Source organism: Leclercia sp. UBA1284, assembly GCF_002308415.1.
Taxonomy (GTDB): domain Bacteria; phylum Pseudomonadota; class Gammaproteobacteria; order Enterobacterales; family Enterobacteriaceae; genus Enterobacter; species Enterobacter pneumoniae.
This window is the reverse complement of the sequence record NZ_DBUS01000002.1, coordinates 70,224-94,144: the sequence shown is the minus strand read 5'-3', so window position 1 is coordinate 94,144 and position 23,921 is coordinate 70,224. Positions and strand designations below refer to the sequence as shown.

General features: G+C 56.9%; 23 protein-coding genes. 5 read left to right on the top strand and 18 right to left on the bottom strand.

The window, feature by feature from the left end:
* From ugpE to livK, 8 genes are all read right to left on the bottom strand, one after another.
* Positions 1 to 846: a sn-glycerol-3-phosphate ABC transporter permease UgpE gene (gene ugpE, locus B3511_RS00885; RefSeq protein ID WP_207292541.1), complete on the bottom strand. Its 846-nt coding sequence runs from the start codon at positions 844 to 846 to the stop codon at positions 1 to 3.
* Complete coding sequence (gene ugpA / locus B3511_RS00880; RefSeq protein WP_286758430.1) at positions 843 to 1,730, bottom strand: sn-glycerol-3-phosphate ABC transporter permease UgpA; 888 nt, start codon at positions 1,728 to 1,730, stop codon at positions 843 to 845. Before ugpA ends, ugpE begins: the two co-directional genes overlap by 4 nt.
* A gap of 116 nt (positions 1,731 to 1,846) precedes the next feature.
* Positions 1,847 to 3,163 carry a sn-glycerol-3-phosphate ABC transporter substrate-binding protein UgpB gene (ugpB, locus tag B3511_RS00875; protein WP_040078243.1) on the bottom strand — a complete coding sequence of 439 codons (1,317 nt, stop codon included), beginning with the start codon at positions 3,161 to 3,163 and terminating at the stop codon, positions 1,847 to 1,849.
* Between the two features lie 270 nt (positions 3,164 to 3,433).
* Positions 3,434 to 4,147: a high-affinity branched-chain amino acid ABC transporter ATP-binding protein LivF gene (gene livF, locus B3511_RS00870; protein ID WP_046886786.1), complete on the bottom strand. Its 714-nt coding sequence runs from the start codon at positions 4,145 to 4,147 to the stop codon at positions 3,434 to 3,436.
* Between the two features lies 1 nt (position 4,148).
* Positions 4,149 to 4,916, bottom strand: coding sequence for a high-affinity branched-chain amino acid ABC transporter ATP-binding protein LivG (gene livG, locus B3511_RS00865; RefSeq protein ID WP_028015149.1), 768 nt, complete (start codon positions 4,914 to 4,916; stop codon positions 4,149 to 4,151).
* Positions 4,913 to 6,190: a high-affinity branched-chain amino acid ABC transporter permease LivM gene (locus tag B3511_RS00860; protein WP_046886788.1), complete on the bottom strand. Its 1,278-nt coding sequence runs from the start codon at positions 6,188 to 6,190 to the stop codon at positions 4,913 to 4,915. Before B3511_RS00860 ends, livG begins: the two co-directional genes overlap by 4 nt.
* Positions 6,187 to 7,113: a high-affinity branched-chain amino acid ABC transporter permease LivH gene (livH, locus tag B3511_RS00855; protein ID WP_040078237.1), complete on the bottom strand. Its 927-nt coding sequence runs from the start codon at positions 7,111 to 7,113 to the stop codon at positions 6,187 to 6,189. The genes B3511_RS00860 and livH overlap by 4 nt, the downstream gene beginning before the upstream one ends.
* Before the next feature lie 46 nt (positions 7,114 to 7,159).
* A complete protein-coding gene (gene livK, locus B3511_RS00850) occupies positions 7,160 to 8,269 on the bottom strand; it encodes a high-affinity branched-chain amino acid ABC transporter substrate-binding protein LivK (protein WP_040078235.1) in 1,110 nt (369 codons plus the stop codon).
* 423 nt (positions 8,270 to 8,692) lie between these two features.
* Between livK and panM the strand changes: the two genes are divergently transcribed.
* Positions 8,693 to 9,076 (top strand): aspartate 1-decarboxylase autocleavage activator PanM, encoded by a 384-nt coding sequence (panM, locus tag B3511_RS00845; protein ID WP_040078652.1) that lies wholly within the window; start codon positions 8,693 to 8,695, stop codon positions 9,074 to 9,076.
* 178 nt (positions 9,077 to 9,254) lie between these two features.
* Here panM and livJ read toward each other — a convergent pair whose 3' ends face one another.
* From livJ to ftsY, 6 genes are all read right to left on the bottom strand, one after another.
* Positions 9,255 to 10,355 (bottom strand): branched chain amino acid ABC transporter substrate-binding protein LivJ, encoded by a 1,101-nt coding sequence (gene livJ / locus B3511_RS00840; RefSeq protein ID WP_072039552.1) that lies wholly within the window; start codon positions 10,353 to 10,355, stop codon positions 9,255 to 9,257.
* Positions 10,356 to 10,584: 229 nt separating this feature from the next.
* Positions 10,585 to 11,850 carry a 4-aminobutyrate--2-oxoglutarate transaminase gene (locus B3511_RS00835; RefSeq protein ID WP_046886790.1) on the bottom strand — a complete coding sequence of 422 codons (1,266 nt, stop codon included), beginning with the start codon at positions 11,848 to 11,850 and terminating at the stop codon, positions 10,585 to 10,587.
* Between the two features lie 258 nt (positions 11,851 to 12,108).
* Positions 12,109 to 12,966: an RNA polymerase sigma factor RpoH gene (gene rpoH, locus B3511_RS00830; protein ID WP_040078232.1), complete on the bottom strand. Its 858-nt coding sequence runs from the start codon at positions 12,964 to 12,966 to the stop codon at positions 12,109 to 12,111.
* A gap of 255 nt (positions 12,967 to 13,221) precedes the next feature.
* Positions 13,222 to 14,277 carry a permease-like cell division protein FtsX gene (gene ftsX, locus B3511_RS00825; protein WP_040078231.1) on the bottom strand — a complete coding sequence of 352 codons (1,056 nt, stop codon included), beginning with the start codon at positions 14,275 to 14,277 and terminating at the stop codon, positions 13,222 to 13,224.
* Positions 14,270 to 14,935, bottom strand: a complete 666-nt coding sequence (gene ftsE, locus B3511_RS00820; RefSeq protein ID WP_040078229.1) for a cell division ATP-binding protein FtsE — start codon at positions 14,933 to 14,935, stop codon at positions 14,270 to 14,272. Before ftsE ends, ftsX begins: the two co-directional genes overlap by 8 nt.
* A 2-nt stretch (positions 14,936 to 14,937) precedes the next feature.
* Complete coding sequence (gene ftsY / locus B3511_RS00815; protein WP_286758428.1) at positions 14,938 to 16,449, bottom strand: signal recognition particle-docking protein FtsY; 1,512 nt, start codon at positions 16,447 to 16,449, stop codon at positions 14,938 to 14,940.
* Between the two features lie 137 nt (positions 16,450 to 16,586).
* Here ftsY and rsmD point away from each other — a divergent pair, with 137 nt between their 5' ends.
* Together rsmD and B3511_RS00805 are read left to right on the top strand one after the other, a co-directional pair.
* Positions 16,587 to 17,189, top strand: coding sequence for a 16S rRNA (guanine(966)-N(2))-methyltransferase (rsmD, locus tag B3511_RS00810; RefSeq protein ID WP_046886836.1), 603 nt, complete (start codon positions 16,587 to 16,589; stop codon positions 17,187 to 17,189).
* Positions 17,173 to 17,454 (top strand): DUF1145 family protein, encoded by a 282-nt coding sequence (locus B3511_RS00805; RefSeq protein ID WP_040078227.1) that lies wholly within the window; start codon positions 17,173 to 17,175, stop codon positions 17,452 to 17,454. The genes rsmD and B3511_RS00805 overlap by 17 nt, the downstream gene beginning before the upstream one ends.
* A 60-nt stretch (positions 17,455 to 17,514) precedes the next feature.
* On the opposite strand, the gene B3511_RS00800 is transcribed toward B3511_RS00805, so the two are convergent.
* Entirely contained in the window at positions 17,515 to 17,871 is a 357-nt protein-coding gene (locus tag B3511_RS00800; RefSeq protein ID WP_046886792.1) for a DUF2500 domain-containing protein, read from the bottom strand.
* Positions 17,872 to 17,998: 127 nt separating this feature from the next.
* Here B3511_RS00800 and B3511_RS00795 point away from each other — a divergent pair, with 127 nt between their 5' ends.
* Complete coding sequence (locus B3511_RS00795; protein ID WP_040078225.1) at positions 17,999 to 18,625, top strand: lysoplasmalogenase; 627 nt, start codon at positions 17,999 to 18,001, stop codon at positions 18,623 to 18,625.
* 75 nt (positions 18,626 to 18,700) lie between these two features.
* Positions 18,701 to 20,875 carry a Zn(II)/Cd(II)/Pb(II) translocating P-type ATPase ZntA gene (zntA, locus tag B3511_RS00790; RefSeq protein ID WP_286758427.1) on the top strand — a complete coding sequence of 725 codons (2,175 nt, stop codon included), beginning with the start codon at positions 18,701 to 18,703 and terminating at the stop codon, positions 20,873 to 20,875.
* A gap of 74 nt (positions 20,876 to 20,949) precedes the next feature.
* Here the strand turns inward: zntA and B3511_RS00785 are convergent, their stop codons facing one another.
* Genes B3511_RS00785 through B3511_RS00775 form a run of 3 tightly spaced genes read right to left on the bottom strand, consistent with a single transcriptional unit; the run spans position 20,950 to position 23,740 of the window.
* Positions 20,950 to 22,236, bottom strand: coding sequence for a TRAP transporter large permease (locus B3511_RS00785; RefSeq protein WP_286758426.1), 1,287 nt, complete (start codon positions 22,234 to 22,236; stop codon positions 20,950 to 20,952).
* Positions 22,237 to 22,246: 10 nt separating this feature from the next.
* Positions 22,247 to 22,756 carry a TRAP transporter small permease gene (locus tag B3511_RS00780; protein WP_286758425.1) on the bottom strand — a complete coding sequence of 170 codons (510 nt, stop codon included), beginning with the start codon at positions 22,754 to 22,756 and terminating at the stop codon, positions 22,247 to 22,249.
* Between the two features lie 12 nt (positions 22,757 to 22,768).
* On the bottom strand, positions 22,769 to 23,740 hold the full coding sequence (locus B3511_RS00775) for a TRAP transporter substrate-binding protein (protein ID WP_046886796.1): 972 nt from the start codon (positions 23,738 to 23,740) through the stop codon (positions 22,769 to 22,771).
* Positions 23,741 to 23,921: the final 181 nt, after the last annotated feature.

Here is a 23,921-nt window from a genome sequence, read left to right as displayed (position 1 = left end):
TTATTTCTCGCTATCGACCAGGCCGCGGACAAATGCACGCTGCATGGCTAAAACTATGACGACGGGTGGGATAAGGGTGAGCAGCATCGCCGCCATCACCTGGTTCCAGAGGGTGGTGCCTTCGCCGGTGGCGATCATGCCTTTGATGCCTGCCACGGCCGTGCCGAGGTTGACGTCCTGAATAATCAACAGCGGCCACAGGTACTGGTTCCAGCCGTAGATAAAGGTGATCACAAACAGCGCCGCGAGGTTGGTGCGTGAGAGCGGTAGCACGATGTCGCGGAAAAAGCGCATCGGCGAGGCTCCGTCGATACGCGCCGCTTCAATCAGCTCGTCCGGCAGGGTCATAAAGAACTGGCGGAACAGGAAGGTGGCGGTGGCCGAGGCCATCAGCGGCAGGGTTAAGCCCGCGTAGCTGTCGAGCATGCCGAGGTTAGCGATCACCTCCACCGTCGGGAAGATACGCACCTCCACCGGTAGCATCAGGGTGATGAAGATCATCCAGAAGAAGAGGTTACGCAGCGGAAAGCGGAACCAGACGATGGCGAAGGCCGAGAGCATCGAGACGGTGATTTTGCCCACCGTAATGCCAAACGCCATGATGAAGCTGTTGAGCATCATCAGCCAGAACGGCGCGCTGTTGACGCCCACGCCCTGGGTCCAGATAGTCTTCATGTTTTCTAGCAGATGCGTGCCGGGGATCAGCGTCATTGGCGTATCAAACACCGCTTTGGTGTCCAGCGTGGCGGCCACAAAGGCCACGTACAGCGGGAACAGAATAACGACGATCCCCAGAATCAACATGGTATGGCTGAAAATCGTCAGCCCACGACGGTTCTCAATCATTGGTAGCGCACCTTACTTTCAACATAGCGGAACTGCACCACCGTCAGGAGGATGACGAGGAACATGAGCACGACGGACTGGGCGGCGGAGGCCGAGAGATCCAGGCCGGCGAAGCCTTCGCGATAGATCTTATAAATCAGGGTGGTGGTGGCCTGTACCGGGCCGCCTGCGGTGGCGGCGTCGATCACCGGGAAGGTGTCGAAGAAGGCGTAGACCAGATTGACCACCAGCAGGAAGAAACTCACCGGCGCGATTAGCGGCAGGGCAAGACGAAAGAAGCGGCGTACCGGGCCTGCACCATCAATGGCGGCGGCTTCTACCAGCGATCGCGGAATAGACTGCAGCGCGGCGAAGAAGAACAGGAAGTTGTAGCTGATCTGCTTCCACACCGAGGCGAAGACCACCAGGAACATCGCCTGACCGCTGTTCTGCCCATGGTTCCAGTCATAGCCGAGCTCTGCCAGGAAGTGGGTAATCAGCCCGCGCCCGGGATTAAACAGGAAGATCCACAGCACGGCGGCCACGGCAGGCGCCACGGCGTAGGGGAGCAGCATCAGGGTTTGATAGAGGCGGCTGCCGCGCATCACGTAATCCACCAGCGCGGCGAAGAACAGCGAGACGAGCAGGCCGCTGACGGTAACCAGCGCGCTGAATTTCATCGTTGTCCAGAATGCGTCGAGGTAGTAGCTGTCGTGCCAGAGGGCAGCGAAATTATCCAGGCCAACAAACTGGCTGGAGAGCCCGAACGGATCGACGCTTTGTACCGAGTACCAGAGCGCTTCGCCCGCAGGCCAGATAAAGAAGATAACGGTGATAACCAGCTGCGGCGCGACCAGCAGATAGGGCAGCCAGCGGGAGCGGAACACCGGACGGGATGAGGACATAGGTTAGCTCAGGTAGTTTTTCACCCCTTACCCTAACCCTCTCCCCAAAGGGGAGAGGGGACGATGACACCCTCTCCCCTTTGGGGAGAGGGCCGGGGTGAGGGGATGAGTTTTAATTACGATTTCGTCGACTGTTCAAAGCGGCGCAGCAGCTGGTTCCCGCGCTCTACCGCAGAATCCAGCGCCTGCTGTGGCGTTTTCTTCCCGGTCCAGACGCTTTCCAGCTCTTCATCCACGATGGTACGGATCTGCGGCATGTTGCCCAGACGCAGACCTTTAGTGAACGGCAACGGCGGCTTGTTCAGCATCTGACGCGTGGCGATATCCGCCCCCGGGTTCTTCTCATAGAAGCCCTGCTCGCGGGTCAGGTCGTAGGCGGCTTTGGTGATCGGCAGGTAGCCGGTCTTCTGGTGCCATTCGGCCGCATTTTCTGGCTTCGCCAGGAAGTCGAGGAACTCGGCCACGCCCTTGTAGGTGCCGTTATCTTTACCCTGCATGACCCACAGGCTCGCGCCGCCGATGATGGCGTTCTGCGGCGCGCCCTTCACGTCGGCGTCGTAAGGCATCATGCCCACGCCGTAGTTGAATTTGGCGTAGTGACGGATATCCGCCAGCGAGCCGGAGGAGGCGGTAGTGATAGCGCAGTCACCGCTGTAGAACTTCTCGGTGGATTCGTCTTTACGGCCGAAGTAGCTGAAGTCACCCTTCTTGTTCAGATCGGCAAGCAGCGCGATGTGTTTTACCTGCTCTGGCTTGTTGAACTCCAGCACTGCGTCGGTGCCGTCGAAGCCGTTGTTTTTGGTCGCCACCGGCAGGCCGTGCCAGGCGCTGAAGTTTTCAATCTGGATCCAGCCCTGCCAGCCGCTGGCGTAGCCGCACTTCATCCCTGCGGCTTTCAGCTTCGCAGTGTACTCGGCGAGATCCTGCCAGGTTTTTGGCGGCTGCTCCGGGTCTAAACCGGCTTTCTTAAAGGCGTCTTTGTTGTAGTACAGCACCGGGGTAGAGCTGTTGAACGGCTGAGACAGCAGGTGGCCGGTTTTGGAATCGGTGTAGTAACCGGAAACCGTCGGCACGAACTGGGATTCGTCGAAGTTGATGCCCGCGTCTTTAAACACTTCGTAGACCGGTTTGATGGCTTTCGAGGCCATCATGGTGGCGGTGCCCACTTCATACACCTGCAGCAGGGCCGGTGCGTTGCCGGTACGGAAGGCGGCGATGCCCGCGCTCAGGCTCTGCTCGTAGTTACCTTTGTACACCGGCACAATTTTGTAATCCGGGTGGGTGTCATTGAAACGCTGCGCCAGGGAGTCTACTTCTTTACCCAACTCCCCTTCCATGGAATGCCAGAATGGAATGGTAGTGACAGCCATTGCGTTCGTCGCAAAAGCCAGACCGATTGCCAGACCCAAAGCTGTGTGTCGTAACGATGTCATTGTCATCTCTCTTATTGTGCCGGATGCGCGATATCACGCGTTTTGTGCTCGCGAGGTAACATGACATGCTCGAATGACAGAAAAATAACTGTTTGTTTACAGATAGGTTACAACAAGACGTCAGGGGGATGATGGTTGTGTGAAGGGGTTGGGGGTTGGATTCGTTGCGGTCTGATTGCCCTCACCCCGGTCCTCTCCCACGGGGAGAGGGAGAAAACCGATCGGTTCCCTCTCCCCATGGGAGAGGGTTAGGGTGAGGGGAAAATGCGATTAACCGCCTAAATACGCACTTCGCACGGCTTCGTTCGCCAGCAGCGCGTCGCCGGTATCGGACAGCACCACGCGGCCATTCTCCAGCACGTAGCCACGGTCGGCGAGTTTCAGCGCCTGGTTGGCGTTCTGCTCGACGAGGAAGATGGTCATCCCCTCTTTGCGCAGCTGTTCGATGGTGTCGAAAATCTGCTGGATAATGATCGGCGCAAGGCCGAGCGAGGGTTCGTCAAGCAACAGCAAACGCGGCTGGCTCATCAGCGCGCGACCAATCGCCAGCATCTGCTGTTCGCCGCCGGACATGGTGCCGGCACGCTGCACGCGACGCTCCCACAGACGCGGGAAGAGTTCGTATACCCATTTGATGCGGGTCTGAAACTGGTCGCGGTGGGCGAAGAAACCGCCCATCGCCAGGTTCTCTTCCACCGTCATGCGCGAGAAGACGCGGCGCCCTTCCGGAACAATCGCCACCGCTTCGCGCATGATTTTGGCGGTCTGCCAGTCGGTGATCTCTTTGCCGTCGAACACAATCTGCCCGCTGCTGGCTCGCGGGTCGCCGCACAGGGTGCCGAGCAGCGTGGTTTTACCCGCGCCGTTGGCCCCAATCAGGGTGACGATTTCGCCCTGATTAATGTGCAGGCTGACATCGTGCAGCGCCTGGATCTTACCGTAGTGCGCATTGACCTTGTCGAACGTTAACATCGCTTTTTCCATCTTATGCCTCACCCAGGTATGCGCGGATCACGTCCGGGTTGTTGCGGATCTCTTCCGGCGTGCCGTTGGCCAGCGGTGTGCCCTGGTTTACCACGTAGATACGGTCAGAAATGCCCATCACCAGCTTCATATCGTGTTCGATAAGCAGAATGGTGGTGTCGTGATGATCGCGCAGCTCAGCAATCAGCTCGTCCAGCTCTTTGGTCTCTTTCGGGTTGAGGCCAGCGGCCGGTTCGTCGAGCATCAGAATTTCCGGCTGGGTCACCATGCAGCGGACAATCTCCAGACGACGCTGATCCCCGTAGGCCAGGTTACTCGCCTGGCGGTTAGCGTGCTGCAGCAGACCGATACGATCCAGCCAGGTAGCGGCGCGGTCGAGCGCTTCTTCCTGCGCGCGGCGGAAGGCCGGGGTTTTCAGCAGGCCGGAGAAGAGGCCAGTTTTAAGCTGCTGATGTTGCGCCACCAGCAGGTTCTCAATCACCGTCATTTCACGGAACAGGCGCACGTGCTGGAAGGTACGCACTACGCCCATGCGGGCAATCTGCTGGCCCGGCAGCCCTTCCAGGTGCTGGTCGCGCAGCATGATGGTGCCGCCCGTCGGCTTATAAAAGCCGGTCAGGCAGTTAAAGACCGTGGTCTTTCCTGCGCCGTTCGGGCCAATCAGGGAGACGATCTCTTTCTTATGCAGATCCAGATTCACATTGTTGACGGCCAGCAGGCCGCCAAAACGCATCATCAGACCGTTAACGGATAATAATGGCTGACTCATGCCTGCTCTCCTTTCGCTTCCGCACGCTTAAGCTTCAACTGCGGACGGGTCATCGGCAGCAAGCCCTGCGGACGCCAGATCATCATCAGCACCATCAAACCACCCAGCATCAGCATGCTGTATTCGTTAAAGTCGCGCATCAGCTCGCGAGAGACCACCAGCAGGACGGCTGCAAGAATAACGGCGAACTGCGATCCCATCCCGCCCAGCACCACAATCGCCAGCACAAAGGCAGATTCGGCAAAGGTGAAGGATTCCGGGCTGACGAAGCCCTGACGCGCGGCAAACAGCGTTCCGGCAAAGCCGGCAAACGCGGCGCTGATGGTGAACGCGGTCAGCTTGATGCGGGTCGGGTTCAGACCCAGCGAGCGGCAGGCGATCTCATCTTCACGCAGCGCTTCCCACGCGCGGCCCAGCGGCATGCGTAGCAGACGGTTAATCACGAACAGGGTGATGACCACCAGCAGCAGTGCCACCAGATAGAGCCAAATCACACGGTCGGACGGATCGTACTTAATGCCAAAGAAGTTGCTGAAGGTGTCCCAGCCGCCTTCGCGGGCGGTGCGGCTGAACTCCAGGCCGAAGAAGGTCGGTTTCGGGATCTGGCTAATGCCGTTCGGGCCGCCGGTCACTTCGGTGTTGTTGAGCAGCAGGATACGGACGATTTCACCGAAGCCTAAGGTCACAATCGCCAGATAGTCGCCGCGCAGGCGCAAGACCGGGAAGCCAAGCAGGAAGCCCGCAGCAGCCGAGACCAGCCCTGCCAGCGGCAGGCAGGTCCAGAAGCCGAGGCCGTAATAGTGGTTCAGCAGCGCAAAGGTGTAGGCGCCGATGGCGTAGAAACCGCCGTAGCCCAGCACCAGCAGGCCCGACAGGCCCACCACCACGTTCAGACCGAGACCGAGGATTACGTAAATCATGGTCAGGGTGGCGATATCCACCGTGCCACGAGAGACCACGAACGGCCACGCTACCGCGGCCACCAGCAGCGCCACGAGGAACAGCTTCTGCTTAACGGTCGAGCCGTCGATTGCCGGCAGCACGAATTTCGGCCCTGAGACGTTTTTCAGCGTCTTCTGGAAAATCGGACGCAGCAGCTGGAAGAAGAAGACCACCGCCGTGCCGATAAATACCCACTGCCAGCGAATGTCAGCCGCGGAATCCACGACCAGTTTGGTGCCACTCAGCTCCAGCTGGACGCCCATAAAGACGCCCGCCAGCACGAAGAACATGGCGGCAGAGAGCAGCGCCATCGCGAAATGCATCGGTTTCATACTTTCTCTACCTCCGGACGGCCCAGAATACCGGTAGGCATCACCAGCAGCACCAGAATCAGCAGGGCGAACGACACCACGTCTTTATATTCTGTACTCAGGTACGCCGAAGAGAGCGCTTCCGCCACGCCGAGGATCAGGCCGCCAATCATCGCGCCCGGGATACTGCCGATACCGCCCAGTACCGCTGCGGTGAAGGCCTTCATCCCGGCCATAAAGCCGATGTAAGGGTTGATTACGCCGTAGAACTGGCCGAGCAGGACACCTGCCACGGCAGCCATCGCCGCGCCGATCACGAAGGTCAGGGCGATGACACGGTCGGTGTTGATGCCAAGCAGGCTCGCCATTTTCAAATCTTCCGCGCAGGCGCGGCAGGCGCGTCCCATGCGGGAGTAGCGGATAAAAATAGTCAGGGCGAGCATCGCCAGGAAGGTCACGATCCAGATCACCAGCTGCATGGTGGTGATAGAGGCAGAGAAGTTCTCGCTGGCCCCCACAATCCACTGGCCGTTGAACAGGCTTGGCAGCGCCACATCGCGCGAACCTTCGGTCAGGCTGACGTAGTTTTGCAGGAAAATGGACATCCCGATGGCGGAGATCAGCGCAATCAGGCGTTTGGAGCTGCGCACCGGCCGGTAGGCGACGCGCTCAATGCTCCAGCCGTAGGCGCTGGCGATCACAATCGCGCCGACAAACCCGGCGGCGACCAGCAGCCAGCTGCTGTCGATGCCCATCATCATTAGCGCGGCGATGATCATAAAGGAGACGTAACTACCGATCATGTACACCTCGCCGTGGGCGAAGTTGATCATGCCGATAATGCCGTAAACCATGGTGTAGCCGATAGCGATCAGCGCGTAGGTGCTTCCCAGCGTGACGCCGTTAAACATCTGCTGCAGGAAATAGAGAAACTGCTCGGACATATGCAAACCTTTTTATACCCGCCCGGAGAGCCGGGCGGTGGGATAATTATTTGGCGGCCGAAGACGAACCATCGGCGTGCCACTTAAAGACACCAAACTCAAATCCCTTCAGATCGCCTTTCTCATCCCAGTTCAGCGGCCCAATCACGGTGTTCGCCCCGTGTGCTTTTAAATCTTTCACCAGATCCAGCGGCTCTTTGCTGCCGGTACGCTCCAGCGCCGTGGCCAGAGACTGCACGGCGGCATAGGTGATCCAGACATACGGACCACTTGGATCTTTTTTCTGCGCCTTGAGCGCATCCACGATAGCTTTGTTTGCCGGATCCTGGTCATAGCGTTTTGGCATCGTGACCAGCATGCCTTCGCCCGCATCGCCCGCGATGTTAGACAGGGAGGCGTTGCCCACCCCCTCTGGCCCCATAAACTGGGTTTTCAGGCCGGTAGCGCGCGCCTGGCGCAGCATCTGACCCATTTCCGGGTAGTAGCCGCCGTAATAGACGAAGTCGATGTTCTCTTTTTGCAGGCGGGCAATCAGCGCGGAGAAGTCTTTCTCACCGGCGGTAATGCCATCGAAGAAGACCACGTTCGCATTGCCTTTTTTCAGGCCGTCCTGCACGGAGCGCGCCAGCCCTTCGCCATACTGCTGCTTATCGTGAATGATGGCGATGCGCTTTGGCTTAACGGTCTCGAGAATGTATTTGGCGGCGGTCGGCCCCTGAGAGGAGTCGAGCCCGGCGGTACGCATAATGTGCTCATAGCCACGCTGGGTCAGCTCCGGGTTGGTGGCGCCCGGGGTGATCATCAGAATGCCTTCATCTTCGTAGATATCAGACGCAGGCTGAGTTGAAGAGGAACAGAGGTGACCAATCACGTACTGGATACCATCGTTAACCACTTTGTTGGCTACGGCGACGGCCTGTTTAGGGTCGCAGGCATCGTCATACTCGACGGCAACCAGTTTGTCGCCTTTGATACCGCCTTTAGCGTTGATATCCTGGATAGCCTGACGCGCGCCGTTAAACTCCATATCACCCCACTGGGCAACAGGACCGGACAGCGCGCCTACCACGGCAACTTTAATCTCTTCCGCTATCGCTGCCTGCGAAATTGCCAGTGCAACCATCCCCGCGATTAATGCTTTCGCGTTCCTTTTCATCTGTGAATCCCCATTCGTGACGTGATGTTTATATTTTGTTTTATTATGGTTAAAAAGCATTCTGTACTTTTAATGAACAACGCTATTTTTACCAGTGCCTTTAATGGTTTAGCGCAGTTTTTTGGCAAAAACCAGACTAAAATCTCTATTTTTCAGGCGATTAAGCAAAGATAATATTCTGAAATTAGTCGGAGATAAACAAATAAAAGTGGAGTTTGCAGCATAAAATAACGGTACAAAGCGCGGAATAAAACGCTGCCTTACAGGGTAATATTCTGCTTATTTTTCGATCCCTGCGTTTTATCCCTACCCATGCGACTGCTAAAAAAGTAATCACCTGGATAATGGATTAAAAAAGAGGACGCCGGTCAGGATATAAATTGAGTACACTGCCCCTACTTTTTAAATGTGGACATGCTGCTAATGAAACTGACTATCATTCGTCTGGTGACCTTTAGCGACCAGGATCATATCGACCTGGGCAAAATCTGGCCGGAATACTCCCCCTCTTCTCTGAACGTTGATGACACCCATCGTATTTACGCTGCCCGTTTTAACGAACGTCTGCTGGCCGCCGTTCGCGTAACCCTGAGCGGTACGCAGGGCGCGCTGGACTCGCTACGCGTGCGTGACGTGACCCGCCGTCGTGGCGTGGGGCAGTATTTGATTGAAGAGGTGATCCGCGATAACCCGAGCGTGACGTCATGGTGGATGGCGGATGTCGGTGTGGAGGACCGCGGCGTGATGGCGGCATTTATGCAGGCTTTAGGGTTTACGGCGCAGACCAATGGGTGGGAGAAGCGCTAGATTTTTGCGGTTAGGTATGTGCGGCCTGATACCCTCACCCCGGCCCTCTCCCACAGGGAGAGGGAGAAAGGCGGTTCCGGCACTCCCTTCCCTCAGCGAGCGGGAGAAAAGCCCCCACCAAACAGTCCCCTCTCCCCGTGGGAGAGGGTTAGGGTGAGGGCATCAAACCGCACCAGTCTTACTTGGCGTCGGTCGCCGTACCGTTCGCATGCCAATCAAACACGCCGAACTCGAAGCCCTTCAGGTCGCCCTTCTCATCCCATGACAGCGGTCCCATTACGGTTTCAACAGAGTTCGCTTTCAGCCAGGTGGCAATCTCAGCCGGATCGGCTGACTGGTTCAGACCCGCCTGCAGAGACTGCAGCGCCGCGTAGGTAGTCCAGACGAACGCGCCGCTTGGATCCTGTTTCTTCGCCTTGATCGCATCTACGATCGGTTTGTTCGCAGGCACCTGGTCGTAGTTCTTCGGCTTGGTCACCAGCAGACCTTCGGCAGACTCACCCGCAATGTTAGACAGGGAGACGTTCGCAACCCCTTCCGGACCCATAAACTGGGTTTTCAGACCGGCAGCGCGTGCCTGACGCAGGATCTGGCCCATCTCCGGGTGATAACCACCGTAGTAGACGAAATCGATATTCTCTTTCTTCAGACGCGCCACCAGCGTAGAGAAGTCTTTCTCACCGGCGGTAATACCGTCAAAGAAGACCACATTGGCGTTGGCTTTTTTCAGGTTATCCTGCACCGCGCGCGCCAGGCCTTCACCGTACTGCTGTTTGTCGTGAACGATAGCGATACGCTGTGGCTTCACTTTTTCCAGAATGTATTTCGCTGCGGTTGGCCCCTGGTCGGAGTCCAGACCAGTGGTACGCAGGGTCAGTTTGTAACCACGTGAAGTCAGCTCCGGTGCGGTAGCTGCCGGGGTAATCATCAGAATGCCTTCGTCTTCGTAGATATCAGACGCAGGCTGCGTGGATGAGGAGCACAGGTGGCCGATAACGTATTTAATCCCATCGTTTACCACTTTGTTCGCTACCGCGACCGCTTGTTTCGGGTCACAGGCGTCATCATATTTTACGATCTGCAGTTTTTCGCCTTTGATGCCGCCTTTGGCATTAATGTCTGCAACCGCCTGCTCTGCGCCCGTAAACTCCTGATCGCCGTACTGTGCTACCGGGCCGGACATGGCGCCCACAACGGCCACTTTGATATCTGCCTGGGCCATGGTGCTGAATGCCAGCGCGATACATCCTGCCAGTAACGCTTTACCCTTCATGTTCATCCTGAGAATCCCCATTGTTATGGTTTTTGCAATTGTTGTGATGTTGTTGTGCGGCACATTATTTTTCTTATCGGCATAAGAAAAGTATATGATAGTTATATTTTGGTGTGCTGCCGGTGCCAAAGCAGCATACTCTGCTAAAACATACCCCATTTTCATGGATATGGAATAGCTAATTTGAAATGAATATATGATAAACCCGGCAGTTTTTTCTGCCGGGTAAAAGGCTTTAACGTGTCAGCGCCGCAGAAATAATATCCAGCGCTTTACGGAACTGAGCTTCGGGAAGGGTAAGCGGATAGAGGAAACGAATCACGTTGCCATACACGCCGCAACTTAGCAGCAGTAGCCCCTCTTTCAGGGCGCGCTCCTGGACCTGCCGCGTAAATTCCGGCGAGGGCTGTCCGGTTTGCGGGTCGTTGAACTCCACCGCCACCATTGAGCCCTGAGCACGGATATCAGCGATATAAGGGCAACTCTCTTTGGCGTTGTTTAGCACTTCCACCAGATGATGGCCGAGATGCGCCGCACGTGCGCAGAGATCCTCTTCATCGATCACGTCCAGCACCGCATGGGCTGCAGCAATCGCCAGCGGATTACCCGCATAGGTGCCGCCCAGCCCACCGGGCGCGGGGGCGTCCATCACCTCTGCGCGCCCCGAGACCGCCGAGAGCGGCATCCCGCCCGCCAGGCTTTTCGCCATGGTGATGAGATCCGCCTTCACGCGGTGATGTTCCATTGAGAAGAGTTTGCCGGTACGGGCAAAGCCCGTTTGGACTTCATCGGCAATCAGCAAAATGCCGTGGTTATCGCAGATGGCGCGCAGCCCCAGCATAAAATCTTCGGGGGCCACGTTGAACCCGCCTTCGCCCTGCACCGGTTCAATGATGATGGCTGCCACCTGATCCGGGGCGATGTCGGTTTTAAACAGGCGTTCCACGCTTTGCAGCGCCTCAGCGGTGCTTACCCCGTGCAGTTCGTTGGGAAATTGCGCATGGTAGACCGAGCCGGGGAAAGGACCGAATCCCAGTTTATAGGGTGCCACTTTGCCCGTGAGGGCCATGGTCATAAAGGTGCGGCCATGGAAGGCACCGCCAAAGGTGATAAGGCCTGGACGACGGGTCCAGGCGCGGGCGATCTTCACCGCATTTTCAACCGCTTCTGCGCCGGTTGAGAAGAAGGCGGTTTTGGCCGGCCCGTCGATCGGCACGCGGGCGTTAATGCGCTCTGCGAGGGCGACATAGCCTTCGTACGGGATAATCTGGTAGGCGGTATGCGTAAAGGCGTGAAGCTGTTTTTCGATGGCGGCGATGACTTTTGGATGACGATGGCCAGTGTTCAGCACCGCGATCCCGGCGGCGAAGTCGATGTATTCGTTGCCTTCCACGTCCCACACCGTGGCGTTTTCGGCTTTATCGGCATAGAAGTTACACATCACCCCAATGCCGCGCGGCGTGGCCTGCAAGCGCCGGTCATTCAGTTCTTTGTTGTTCACCTTATCCCCCTGAGGATCGCATGCGTAGCGCATCAGTAAGTGTTTGCCAGGGGGTAAAATTTCGCCAGAGCGGGCGTTAAAAAAACAAAACCCCCGGATTTTCATCCAGGGGCTTTTAGCCTTCATATTTCAAGCCGCAGGTGCGTTGGCTGCTCTCGTTCACCCGAATCACTTACTCATGTAAGCTCATCGGGATTCACTCATTTGCCGCCTTCCTGCAGCCTGAACTATTTCGGCTAAGCGGGGACTTCGCAGAAATTACGCTTCAATAGCGGCGCGAAGTTTTTTCATGGCGTTCTTTTCAAGCTGACGCACACGTTCAGCGGAGACGCCGTAGCGGTCGGCCAGCTCCTGCAGGGTGGACTTGTTGTCTTCGTCCAGCCAGCGGGCGCGGATAATATCCTGGCTACGCTCGTCGAGGCCTTCCATCGCAAAGCTCAGCTTGTTGGCGGCCTGATCTTCCCAGTTGTCCTCTTCAATGCCGTCAGCAAAGTTAGAGGTTTTATCCTGTAGATACAGAACCGGTGCCATCGGCTGGCTGTCGGACGCATCGTCGTCGGAAGACATGTCAAAGGTCATGTCCTGGGCGGCCATACGGGATTCCATCTCACGCACGTCTTTACTGGTTACACCCAGCTCGCGCGCCACCATTTCCACTTCATCCTGATTAAACCAGCCCAGACGCTGCTTGGTTTTACGCAGGTTAAAGAAGAGTTTGCGTTGCGCTTTCGTCGTGGCGACCTTCACGATACGCCAGTTACGCAGTACGTATTCGTGAATTTCCGCTTTGATCCAGTGCACGGCGAAGGAGACCAGTCGCACACCCACTTCCGGGTTAAAGCGACGTACAGCCTTCATCAGGCCAATATTACCTTCCTGAATCAAGTCCGCCTGCGGCAGGCCGTAGCCCGAGTAATTACGAGCAACGTGAACAACAAAGCGCAGGTGAGACAGGATCAGCGTCTTAGCTGCTTCCAGATCGCCCTGGTAATGCAGCTTTTCAGCAAGCTCCTTTTCTTCCTCGGCCGTTAACATCGGCCAGGTGTTCGCAGCCCGGATGTAAGACTCCAGGTTACCAACAGGGGCTAAAGCTAAAGTTTGCATTTCTTTGGTCATTCATTCCTCTCAATATGATCTCTTCTGGTCCAGGTTATCCCCATCAGGCAATAACCATGCCAAAGCGTTTGAGCAACGAGAATAGCATCCACTCTTGTATCAGACAGTGATTTTATCCACAAGTTCCAGGTGGAACGGTGAATAAATTACGCACAAATTGTGACATGGAGATGATACTGCGGGGAAGAGACAACAGGGAGCTCTTTCCCTGCAGAGCGACAACTCGGTGCAGGGAAAGATTATATCACGCTTTTATTATTCCGGAGTAAAGCGACGTAAATGTTGGACGGTAGCAAGCCAGGCTGCGACCCACCCAATCATTGAGCAAACCAGCAGTAATAACAGGCACTCATCGAACCCTAAGCCACTGATATCAAACTTAGTTCCGAAAACCTGCGCCACTTCAGTAACGGCAGAAGAGAGCCGCATCACCAAAATTTCTGACAATATCAGTGAAAGAAATGCGCCGGTAAAACCGAGCAGCGCCCCGCCGTAGAGGAATGGACGCAGGATAAAGCCATCCGTTGCGCCAATCAGCTTTTGCACGTTGATGGTATCGCGACGGGCAAAGATGCTCAGACGGACGCTGTTACCAATGACGAGGAACACCGCCGCGACCATTAGCACGCCAATCATCGCCGCCACGCGCCCCACCAGCCCGGTAAGCGCCGCCAGGCGCGCGAACCAGCTATCGTCCATGCGCACTTCATCGATACCGTTAATGCGAGAAACCCGGTCACGCAGCGTGTTCAACGAATCCGTGCCCTGGAAATCGATTTTCGGGATCACCACCGCCACGGCGGGTAAAGGGTTCTCTTCCAGCATATCCAGCGCGCCGCCAAAGCCTGACCAGTTACGGAACTCCCCCAGCGCCTCTTCACGCGAAAGGTAGTTAACCTTCTCTACCCCCTGCTCGGCCTGGATCTGCCCCACAACCTGCGCCGCAGCGTTGTCGTCGAGCGCTTTATCAAGGTAGACGGTGATTTGCGGCGATGGGTAATACTGCGACGCCGCCTGGTTTACGTTTTTGTAGACCATGTAGCAGACACTGGGCAGCGTCAGGGAGATGGCAATCACCATCACCGTGAGGAAGGTCGCCAGCGGCTTGCTCTTCAGATCCTGCAGTGCGCCCTGGAAGGCGTAGCGGACCTGCTCGTTAAAGACGTTAGTTTTTCGCGAGTTTGGTTTCGGGGCGGCTTTCGCACGTCTCGGTTGATTGCGATTGCCGTCACCTCCGCTATGCGGTTTGCGGAAACGGTCGAATTTGCTGCCAAACTGGCGGATCTGGTTGATTGCGTCGCGCTTATTCACCAAGGCCTCCGTGCAGGTGCCCGTCGCTGAGCGTCAGCATGCGGTACGAACGACGGGAGATAAGGCCCAAATCGTGCGTCGCCATCAATACCGTCACCCCAACGCGGTTAAACTCCTCAAACAGACGCAAAATCCCTTCGGAGAGGGCTTCGTCCAGGTTTCCGGTCGGTTCATCCGCCAGCAGAACGGCAGGTTTGTTCACCACCGCCCGGGCGATGCCCACGCGCTGCTGCTCACCGCCGGAAAGCTGAATCGGAAAGTTCTTCGCTTTGTCCAGCAGCCCAACCTTGTCCAGCGCCGCAGAGACGCGACGACGGATATCATCATAGCTGGCCCCGGCAATAATCAGCGGGATCGCCACGTTATCGAAAACGGTGCGATCCATCAGCAGGTGGTGATCCTGGAAAATCATGCCGATCTGACGACGCAGAAACGGCACTTCACGGTTTTTCAGACGGCTAATATCGTGGCCGCTAAACCAGATTTTCCCGGCGCTTGGCCGTTCGATCCCACAGATCAGCTTGAGCAGGGTACTTTTCCCCGCGCCGGAATGGCCGGTCAGGAATGCCATCTCGCCCGGCTGCAGGTGGAAGGTAACTCCCTGCAGCGCTTGTCTCCCACCGAGATAGGCCTTGCTGACGTGTTCAAAGCGAATCATTGTTAATCCTCTCGGGCAAATAGTGCCTCAATAAAGTCGTCCGATTTAAACGGACGCAAATCCTCGATACGTTCGCCAACACCAATGTAGCGGATAGGAATACCGAACTGATCTGCCACAGAGAAAATTACCCCGCCTTTTGCGGTGCCGTCCAGTTTTGTCAGCGTAATACCGGTCAACCCTACCGCTTCATGGAACAATTTCGCCTGACTAATGGCGTTCTGTCCGGTGCTGGCGTCAATGGTCAGCATAATTTCATGCGGTGCGTCTTCATCCAGCTTCTTCATGACGCGAACAATCTTCTTCAGCTCTTCCATCAGGTGCGATTTGTTCTGCAAGCGCCCGGCGGTATCGGCAATCAGCACATCCACGTTACGCGCCTTCGCGGCCTGGATGGCGTCGAAGATCACGGAGGCGGAGTCTGCGCCGGTATGCTGAGCAATGACCGGAATGTTGTTGCGCTGGCCCCACACCTGCAGCTGCTCAACCGCGGCCGCACGGAAAGTATCGCCCGCCGCCAGCATCACCGATTTGCCCTGCTGCTCGAACTGACGCGCCAGCTTACCGATGGTGGTGGTTTTCCCTACGCCGTTAACGCCAACCATCAGAATAACAAAGGGCATTTTGCCTTCAATATTAAGCGGTTCGTCAACTTTTGCGAGGATTTCACCCATCTCGTTTTTCAGCAGACCGTACAGCGCTTCTGCATCGCGCAGCTGTTTGCGGTTTGCGCCTTCGGTGAGACTGGCGATGATTTTTCGCGTGGTCTCAACACCGACGTCGGCAATCAGCAGCTGTTCTTCCAGCTCTTCAAACAGATCATCGTCGATTTTTTTGCCGCGGAACAGGCTGATAAATCCGGAACCGAGGTTTTCTTTAGTTTTAAGCAAGCTGCGCTTCAGACGGGCGAAGAACCCCTCTTTCGTCGGTTTTTCTTGCTCCTGCACGGCCTCATCTTCTGGCTGCGCTTCCACTGGCACGACCATGACCGCTTCTTCAGCGGCCTCGGCTGCCAGCGCCTGGGCTTCCAGCTCTTCGTCGGTGAGTTCCGGTTCGCGTTCTGCTTCCTCTTCCACCGCGTCGACAATTTCGACAGTTTCCGCTTCGGCCTGCCACTCTTCGGCTGAGACCGCTTCGGCTTTCACCTCTTCCGGCAGCGGCAGCGCTTCGTGTTCGATAACCGCCTGCGGGGTTGGCTCAACCTTCTTCTCGGTTACCGGCTCTGGTTGTTCGACAGGCTCAACGTCAGGGAGAGGCTCAGGCTCAACCGGCTGCGGTTTTTCGCTCTCCTGTACCTGCTCCGTGACCTCGACAACCTCTTCGGCAAAGGCCTCTGTCTCTTCTTTCGAATGAGCGTGCTCTTCCGCTGCGGGTTCAGCAATCGCTTCTACTGGCGTTTCAGGCTCGGGCTGCGCGTCAACAGCCTGCTGCTCTTCAACCTGCTGTTCGGTTTCCTGCTCTTTCTGCCCAAAGCCCAGCCAGGAAAAGAAGCCACGTTTTTTCTCTTTTGCCATTTGCGACTACACCCCTCGCGGTTAATTTCCGGCGCTATATACATGGAAGCTAAAAAAATGATGAAATAGTTTATCACTTAACTTAACGCACATCACCGCCTGCAAGCGCAGGCCCAATGAGTGACCTGAGCAAAGATATGAAGAAACCCAACCGTGCTGCGGCCGGTCAGATACGTATCATCGGCGGCCAGTGGCGAGGCCGTAAACTTCCGGTGCCGGATAGTCCCGGCCTGCGCCCCACCACCGACCGCGTGCGTGAGACGCTGTTTAACTGGCTGGCACCGTCGATGGCCGATGCCCGCTGTCTGGATTGCTTTGCCGGCAGCGGCGCGCTGGGGCTGGAAGCCCTCTCCCGCTATGCCTCCAGCGCCATTCTGCTGGAGATGGAGCGCGGCGTAGCGCAGCAGCTACAGCAAAATCTTGCAACCCTGAAGGCGAGCCATGCCAAAGTGGTGAATACCAACACGCTCACCTTCCTCGCGCAACCCGGCACGCCGCACGATGTGGTCTTTGTCGATCCGCCGTTTCGTAAAGGGTTGCTGGAAGAGACATTAGCATTACTGGAAAACAACGGCTGGCTGGCAGATAACGCGCTAATCTACGTAGAGAGTGAAGTGGAAAACGGCCTGCCGCCGGTGCCCGTACACTGGGATCTGCACCGGGAAAAAGTGGCCGGTCAGGTGGCTTATCGTCTTTATCACCGACAATCACAAGGAGAGACCGATGCCGGTTCTGATTAATCTGGGGCGTTTGCTGATGCTGGGGGTCTGGGCATTTCTGATCCTCAATCTGGTGCACCCTTTCCCGCGTCCAATGAACATCTTTGTTAACGTAGCGCTGATTTTCACTTCGTTTATGCACGCCCTGCAGATGGTGATGCTGAAAAACGGCCTGCCAAAAGATGGCCCACAGATGACCGCCTGGCAGCAGGTACGGGTCTTTATTTTCGGCGTGTTTGAACTGCTGGTGTGGATGAAGAAGTTTAAGGCGCAGGTGAAGAAGTAAGGTGCGGCCTGATGCCCTCACCCTAACCCTCTCCCACAGGGAGAGGGGACCGATCGAGCATTACTCAGCCCTGAATCCTTCAAACCGCGATCCTTTGTAACTCAATACCCCTTTCTCCCCCACCGTCAGTTGATGATACTGCTGCGCCTCCAGGCGGAAGGTCATCTCCAGCCCTCCGGTCTGCGGCCTGAAGCTCGCTTCATAGCGCACGGCGGTTCCGGCAGGCGTCACCTGCTGCTGGCGTGAACGGCGATCGTTAATGGGTTTCTCACGTTTATTGCTCACCACCACGCGCTTATGCAGCAGTGGCGCAGCATCATTATCCGCCTTCTCGCGGCGCTGCTGCACGAAGCGAAACGAGGCGGCAATGACAATAATCGCCACCACGATAATGAAAAAAAGCGGCATCTTGCTCATCAACGATTCCATCAGATTAGACGGAATTGAGGATACCTTGCCTTCCCCGCATTGCCAAACGCCCGCCCGCGTCACTACACTAAATCAGAAACTGATTATTCAGCCGTAACAGATACAGGGAGTTAATATGCTTTGGTCATTTATCGCTGTCTGTTTTTCCGCATGGCTTTACGTCGATGCGTCTTACCGTGGCCCAGCCTGGCAGCGCTGGTTGTTTAAACCCGTCACGCTGCTGCTTTTATTACTCCTTGCCTGGCAGGCGCCTATGTTCAACGCCGTCAGCTATCTGGTGCTCGCCGGACTGTGCGCCTCGCTGGTGGGTGATGCGTTAACACTTCTTCCGCGCCAGCGGCTGCTCTATGCCGTAGGGGCGTTTTTCCTGTCGCATCTGCTCTATACCATCTATTTCGCCAGCCAGATGACGCTCTCCTTCTTCTGGCCGCTACCGCTGGCGCTGCTGGTGATTGGGGCGCTGTTGATTGCCGTGATCTGGACGCGACTGGAGGAGATGCGCTGGCCCGTTTGCACCTTTATCGCCATGACGCTGGTGATGGTCTGGCTGGCGGGCGAACTGTGGTTCTTCCGCCCAACGGCCCCGGCAATGTCCGCCTTCTTCGGTGCGACCCTGCTGCTTATCGGGAATATCGTCTGGCTGGGCAGCCACTATCGTCGCCGTTTCCGGGCTGATAACGCGATTGCTGCCGCCTGCTACTTCGCCGGGCACTTCCTGATCGTGCGTTCGCTCTATATTTAAAAACGCTTGACTCTGGAGTCGACTCCAGAGTGTATGCTGCGGTTAATGAGAAAATTATCATTACCGGAGAGTGCCATGTCGACTCCAGAAACGTCAAAAAAAGTGCCACAATTCTCGGCACTTAAGCTTACACCCGCCAAGCCCGAAGCGCCTTGCTGTTGCGATAGCGCCTGCGAAACAGAAGCGCTAAACCCGCAGACTGAAAGCGGAAAACGTTATAGCTGGGTCGTTAACGGCATGGATTGTGCCGCCTGCGCGCGCAAAGTCGAAAATGCGGTGAAACAGGTGCAGGGGGTTAATCACGTCCAGGTGCTGTTCGCCACGGAAAAGTTGCTGGTCAGCGCCGACAGCGATGTTACTTCCCGGGTTGAGGCCGCCGTCGTCAACGCCGGTTACTCCCTGCGCAGTGAATCCGCCCCGGTCGTACACACCTCCTTCCTGCGGGAAAATCTGCCGCTTATCACGCTGATTGTGCTGATGGCGCTGAGCTGGACGCTGGAGCAGTTTAACCACCCTCTCGGTAACCTGGCCTTTATCGCTACCACGCTGGTGGGGCTATATCCCATTGCCCGTCAGGCGCTACGCCTGATGAAAAGCGGAAGCTGGTTTGCCATCGAAACCCTGATGAGCGTGGCGGCCATAGGTGCCCTGTTTATCGGCGCGACGGCAGAGGCCGCTATGGTGCTGCTGCTGTTTCTGGTGGGTGAACGCCTGGAAGGCTGGGCAGCGAGTCGGGCGCGCAAAGGGGTAAGCGCGTTAATGGCGCTCCGCCCTGAAACCGCCACTCAGGTCGTTAATCACAAACGTAAAACCGTGGCCATCAATGCGCTACGTCCGGGCGATGTCATCGAAGTGGCCGCAGGCGGGCGCCTGCCCGCCGATGGCGCTCTGCTAAATGCAATGGCAAGTTTCGATGAAAGCGCCCTGACCGGTGAATCGATTCCGGTAGAACGCAAGACCGGAGAACGAGTTCCGGCGGGGGCAACCAGCGTGGATCGTCTGGTACAGCTTACCGTTCTCTCAGAACCTGGCGACAGCGCCATCGACCGCATTCTGAAGCTCATTGAGGAAGCCGAAGAGCGCCGCGCCCCGGTTGAGCGATTTATCGATCGCTTCAGCCGGATTTATACCCCGGCCATCATGCTGGTCGCCCTGCTGGTAGCCCTTATTCCGCCGCTGTTCTTTGGCGCGCCGTGGCAAGCGTGGATCTACAAGGGATTAACGCTGCTGCTGATTGGCTGCCCCTGCGCACTGGTGATCTCCACGCCTGCGGCTATTACCTCTGGCCTTGCCGCTGCCGCGCGTCAGGGGGCGCTGATTAAAGGCGGCGCCGCACTGGAACAGCTGAGTCAGGTACAGCACGTCGCCTTCGATAAAACCGGCACGCTGACCGTCGGAAAGCCGCAGGTGACCGGTATCTATCCGCAGGAGAGCAGTGAGAACGAACTGCTTGCGCTGGCGGCGGCCGTTGAGCAAGGTTCCACGCACCCGCTGGCGCAGGCCATTGTTCGTGAAGCTCAATCCCGCGGGCTGACGATCCCGGCGGCAACCGCGCAGCGTGCGCTGCCAGGATCGGGCATTGAAGCCGAGGTCGAAGGTAAAAAGGTCGTGATTATCGCGGCGGGCGGCACCCCTGACGCACAGGCTCAGGCTTTAGAGGAGGCCGGGCAAACGGTTGTGGTTGTGCTGCAGGATGGCGTGACCAAAGGGGTTCTGGCGCTACGCGATACCCTGCGCGAGGATGCGAAACAGGCGGTCGCCGCACTGCATCAGATGGGCATTCAGGGCGTCATCCTCACCGGGGATAACCCACGCGCCGCCGTAGCCATCGCGGACGAACTGGGGCTGGCCTACAGGGCCGGATTACTGCCTGCCGATAAAGTGCGTGCCGTGGCGAAGCTGAAAGAAGATGCCCCTCTGGCGATGGTGGGAGATGGCATTAATGATGCCCCGGCGATGAAAGCCGCGACGCTGGGCATCGCGATGGGTAGCGGCACCGACGTGGCGCTGGAAACCGCCGATGCAGCCTTGACCCACAATCGCCTGACCGGGCTGGCGCAGATGATCGCCCTTGCCCGCGCCACCCGCGCCAATATTCGTCAGAACGTCGCTATCGCGCTGGGGCTGAAGGCTATTTTCCTGGTCACAACGCTGCTCGGGATAACCGGTCTGTGGCTGGCGGTGCTGGCAGATACCGGAGCGACGGTGCTGGTCACCGCGAACGCATTGCGACTTTTGCGTCGCCGGTAAAACATCCAAATGGCGGCTGGGGTGGGTTTGCTGCCCCACCCCAGTCCTCACCCACGATGCTGGGGGAAACGGCATCAATGCATCCCCAACACTCCCGGTAACCACAATGAGATGGCCGGGATATAGGTCACCATCCCCAGTACGATCACTAACATGGCGTAGAAGGGCAGCATGGCGCGGACCACGCTTTCGATCTTCTGTTTGCTCACCGCGCTGGCAACGAACAGCACGGATCCTACCGGCGGCGTAATCAGCCCGATCCCGAGATTCACCATCATGATCATGCCGAAGTGCACCGGATCAATCCCCAGAGAGTTGGTAACCGGCAGCAGCACCGGCGTCAGGATCAGGATGATCGGTGCCATGTCCATGAGGGTGCCGATCAGCAGCAACATGATATTGAGATACATCAAAATCACGTATTTGTTGTCGGAGAGCCCGGTAAAGAATTCGGTGATGCGCATCGGCAACTGCATGTAGGTCATCACCGCGCCAAATGCCGCGGCAAAGCCAATCAGGATCATCACAATAGTGACCGTCTTGACCGTGCGGCACATCAGCTTCGGCAGCTCGCTCCATTTATAATCGCGGTAGATAAACATGGTGACGAAGAAGGCCCAAAGACAGGCCACCGCCGCTGATTCGGTCGCGGTAAAGATCCCGGTCAAAATCCCGCCGAGGATAATCACTACCGTCATCAGTCCCCACAGGGCATCGACAAAAATCTTCAGTGCCTGTTTAAAGGGGATTTTTTCCCCTTTTGGATAGCCGCGTTTATGGGCAAACCCGAGGCAGAGGATCATCAGACATAATCCCAATAGCAACCCCGGCAAAACGCCTGCGATAAACAGGGTGGCGATAGAAACCGTGCCGCCAGCCGCCAGCGAATAGATCACCGAGTTATGGCTGGGCGGGATTAAAATTGCCTGCACCGACCCGCTGGCCGTGACCGCCGCCGCGTATTCTCGCGGATAGCCATTCTTTTCCATCTCCGGGATCATCACGCTGCCGATAGAGGCGGTATCCGCCACCGACGACCCCGAAATAGCGCCGAAGAAGGTCGAGGCCACAATGTTTACCAGCGACAATCCGCCGCGAATAAACCCGACAAAAATATAGGCGAAGTTCACCAGCCGCCGCGCAATGCCCCCCTCCGCCATAATCGCCCCGGCGAGGATAAAGAACGGGATCGCCAGCAGAGTAAATTTGTTTACCCCGCTGGTGATCTGAATCATCAGCGCTTCCAGCGGCAAATCAATCCACAGCGCCCCGGCAACGGCGCTTAACCCTACGGCAAAGGCCACCGGCATTCCCAGTGCCAGCAGAATGGCGAGGGTGAATAACAAAACAAAAGCGTCCATCGTTCACCCCTTAACTGTGGTTACCGATCATCACGACCGGGCGGTTTTCCTGGGAGCCAAAGAACAGCCGCTCCAGCACAAAGAGAATCAATATTGCCGATCCCACCGGTAGCGGCAGGTAGCTTTCGCCGGAGGTCAGTATGGGAAATTCCGCCACGGGCTGCTCCCAGAGCTCCATGCACAGCAGGTAGCTGTACCAGAAGATGATGAGTGAAATCAGCAGCATCAGAAGATCCACCACCCTGGCGCAGAGCATTTTAAGCCCGGCGGGAAGGCGGTCGGTGAGCATGTTGACCGCGATGTGGGAGCCGGCGCGGTAACCCACCGCCGCGCCGATAAAGGTGAACGTCACCATGCAGATAATGGCAACCGGCTCGGGCCAGGACTCACCGCGATTGAGCACATAGCGAGAGAAGATGCCGATCGGAATGACAATGGTCATGACCAGCAGCGACAGCCCGGCAATCGCCATCGCCAGCAGGTAGAGACGGTCCATCCACTTCAGGTAGATTTCGGACATACATACTCCGGTTTACTGAACGTCAGCGATGGCTTTCATCAGATCCTGGTGCTTGTCGCCGTACTGGGCGCGCACCGGCTCTGTCGCTTTCACAAAGACCGCTTTATCGATATCGTGGAACTGCACGCCGCCCGCTTTCATTTTCGCCAGCGCCTGATCGTTATATTCTTTCCACAACTTGCGCTGTTCCATCTGAGCTTCGCGGGCCAGGGTCAAAATCTTCTGCTGCTCGTCGGCGCTGAGCTTGTCCCACTTCACTTTCGAGTAGAGCAGCATTTCCGGGGTGATGAAGTGACCGCTCAGGGTGTAGTTTTTGGCGACCGGCATGTAGTTGTGGGCGATATAGGTCGGTGGGTTGTTCTCTGCGCCGTCGATGACGCCGGTCTGCATACCGCTGTAAACCTCACTCACCCCCATCGCGACCGCGTTAGCGCCCATATCTTTCAACGTGGCCAGCGCGACAGGGCTCCCCTGCACGCGAATCTTCAGCCCTTTCAGATCTTCAGGTTTCGCTACCGGGGCCTTGGTGATCAAGTTGCGGGTACCGGAGTCCATCCAGCCGAGGAAGACCAGACGCGATTTCGGATTAGCCGTGAGCTTATCGCCAATCTGCTTGCCGATATCGCCATCAATGACCTTGTGCATATGGTCTTCATCGCGGAAGACGTACGGCAGGGTAAAGACTTCGATATCCGGCAGGATGGCGGCAACCGGCGCCATAGAGACGCGAATCATATCAATGGCCCCCATTTGCGCCTGCTCAATCATCTGTTTTTCATCGCCCAGCACGCCTCCGGGGAAGACTTTAATCTCCAGCTTGCCGTCGGTTTGTTGTTTAAGTTTTTCGCCCATGTGCTGTACCGCCACCACGTTCGGGTAGCCCTCGGGATGCACATCGGCAGCTTTAATGGTTTGAGCAGAGACGGATGCAGCAACGGCAGACAGACACAGCGCGGCCAGCAACGGCTTGAGGGTCGTTTTCATCGAGTCAACTCCAGGGTAGTGAGGTAAGCGTTAAAACGTTGTTTTAGTTTTCCGCTTAAAAACTAGACTACGCCCTGAAAAGCGAAGGTGAAGCGCCTCACAAAAACGCTTAATTTTGAAACGATGGTTTGAAAATGTGATGGGCGTTCTGCCGGGAGGCAGTCACGCCCTGTCGGGCGAG

Coding starts and splice junctions, on each gene's coding strand:
- livF (WP_046886786.1), bottom strand. CDS start 4,147: ATGGAAAAAGCGATGTTAACGTTCGACAAGGTCAATGCGCACTACGGT.
- B3511_RS00780 (WP_286758425.1), bottom strand. CDS start 22,756: ATGTCCGAAATCTACCTGAAGTGGATGGACCGTCTCTACCTGCTGGCG.
- rpoH (WP_040078232.1), bottom strand. CDS start 12,966: ATGACCAAAGAAATGCAAACTTTAGCTTTAGCCCCTGTTGGTAACCTG.
- ugpB (WP_040078243.1), bottom strand. CDS start 3,163: ATGACATCGTTACGACACACAGCTTTGGGTCTGGCAATCGGTCTGGCT.
- rsmD (WP_046886836.1), top strand. CDS start 16,587: ATGAAGAAACCCAACCGTGCTGCGGCCGGTCAGATACGTATCATCGGC.
- livH (WP_040078237.1), bottom strand. CDS start 7,113: ATGTCCGAGCAGTTTCTCTATTTCCTGCAGCAGATGTTTAACGGCGTC.
- zntA (WP_286758427.1), top strand. CDS start 18,701: ATGTCGACTCCAGAAACGTCAAAAAAAGTGCCACAATTCTCGGCACTT.
- livK (WP_040078235.1), bottom strand. CDS start 8,269: ATGAAAAGGAACGCGAAAGCATTAATCGCGGGGATGGTTGCACTGGCA.
- B3511_RS00800 (WP_046886792.1), bottom strand. CDS start 17,871: ATGAGCAAGATGCCGCTTTTTTTCATTATCGTGGTGGCGATTATTGTC.
- ftsY (WP_286758428.1), bottom strand. CDS start 16,449: ATGGCAAAAGAGAAAAAACGTGGCTTCTTTTCCTGGCTGGGCTTTGGG.
- B3511_RS00785 (WP_286758426.1), bottom strand. CDS start 22,236: ATGGACGCTTTTGTTTTGTTATTCACCCTCGCCATTCTGCTGGCACTG.
- B3511_RS00795 (WP_040078225.1), top strand. CDS start 17,999: ATGCTTTGGTCATTTATCGCTGTCTGTTTTTCCGCATGGCTTTACGTC.
- ugpA (WP_286758430.1), bottom strand. CDS start 1,730: ATGTCCTCATCCCGTCCGGTGTTCCGCTCCCGCTGGCTGCCCTATCTG.
- B3511_RS00805 (WP_040078227.1), top strand. CDS start 17,173: ATGCCGGTTCTGATTAATCTGGGGCGTTTGCTGATGCTGGGGGTCTGG.
- livG (WP_028015149.1), bottom strand. CDS start 4,916: ATGAGTCAGCCATTATTATCCGTTAACGGTCTGATGATGCGTTTTGGC.
- livJ (WP_072039552.1), bottom strand. CDS start 10,355: ATGAACATGAAGGGTAAAGCGTTACTGGCAGGATGTATCGCGCTGGCA.
- B3511_RS00775 (WP_046886796.1), bottom strand. CDS start 23,740: ATGAAAACGACCCTCAAGCCGTTGCTGGCCGCGCTGTGTCTGTCTGCC.
- ftsE (WP_040078229.1), bottom strand. CDS start 14,935: ATGATTCGCTTTGAACACGTCAGCAAGGCCTATCTCGGTGGGAGACAA.
- ugpE (WP_207292541.1), bottom strand. CDS start 846: ATGATTGAGAACCGTCGTGGGCTGACGATTTTCAGCCATACCATGTTG.
- B3511_RS00860 (WP_046886788.1), bottom strand. CDS start 6,190: ATGAAACCGATGCATTTCGCGATGGCGCTGCTCTCTGCCGCCATGTTC.
- panM (WP_040078652.1), top strand. CDS start 8,693: ATGAAACTGACTATCATTCGTCTGGTGACCTTTAGCGACCAGGATCAT.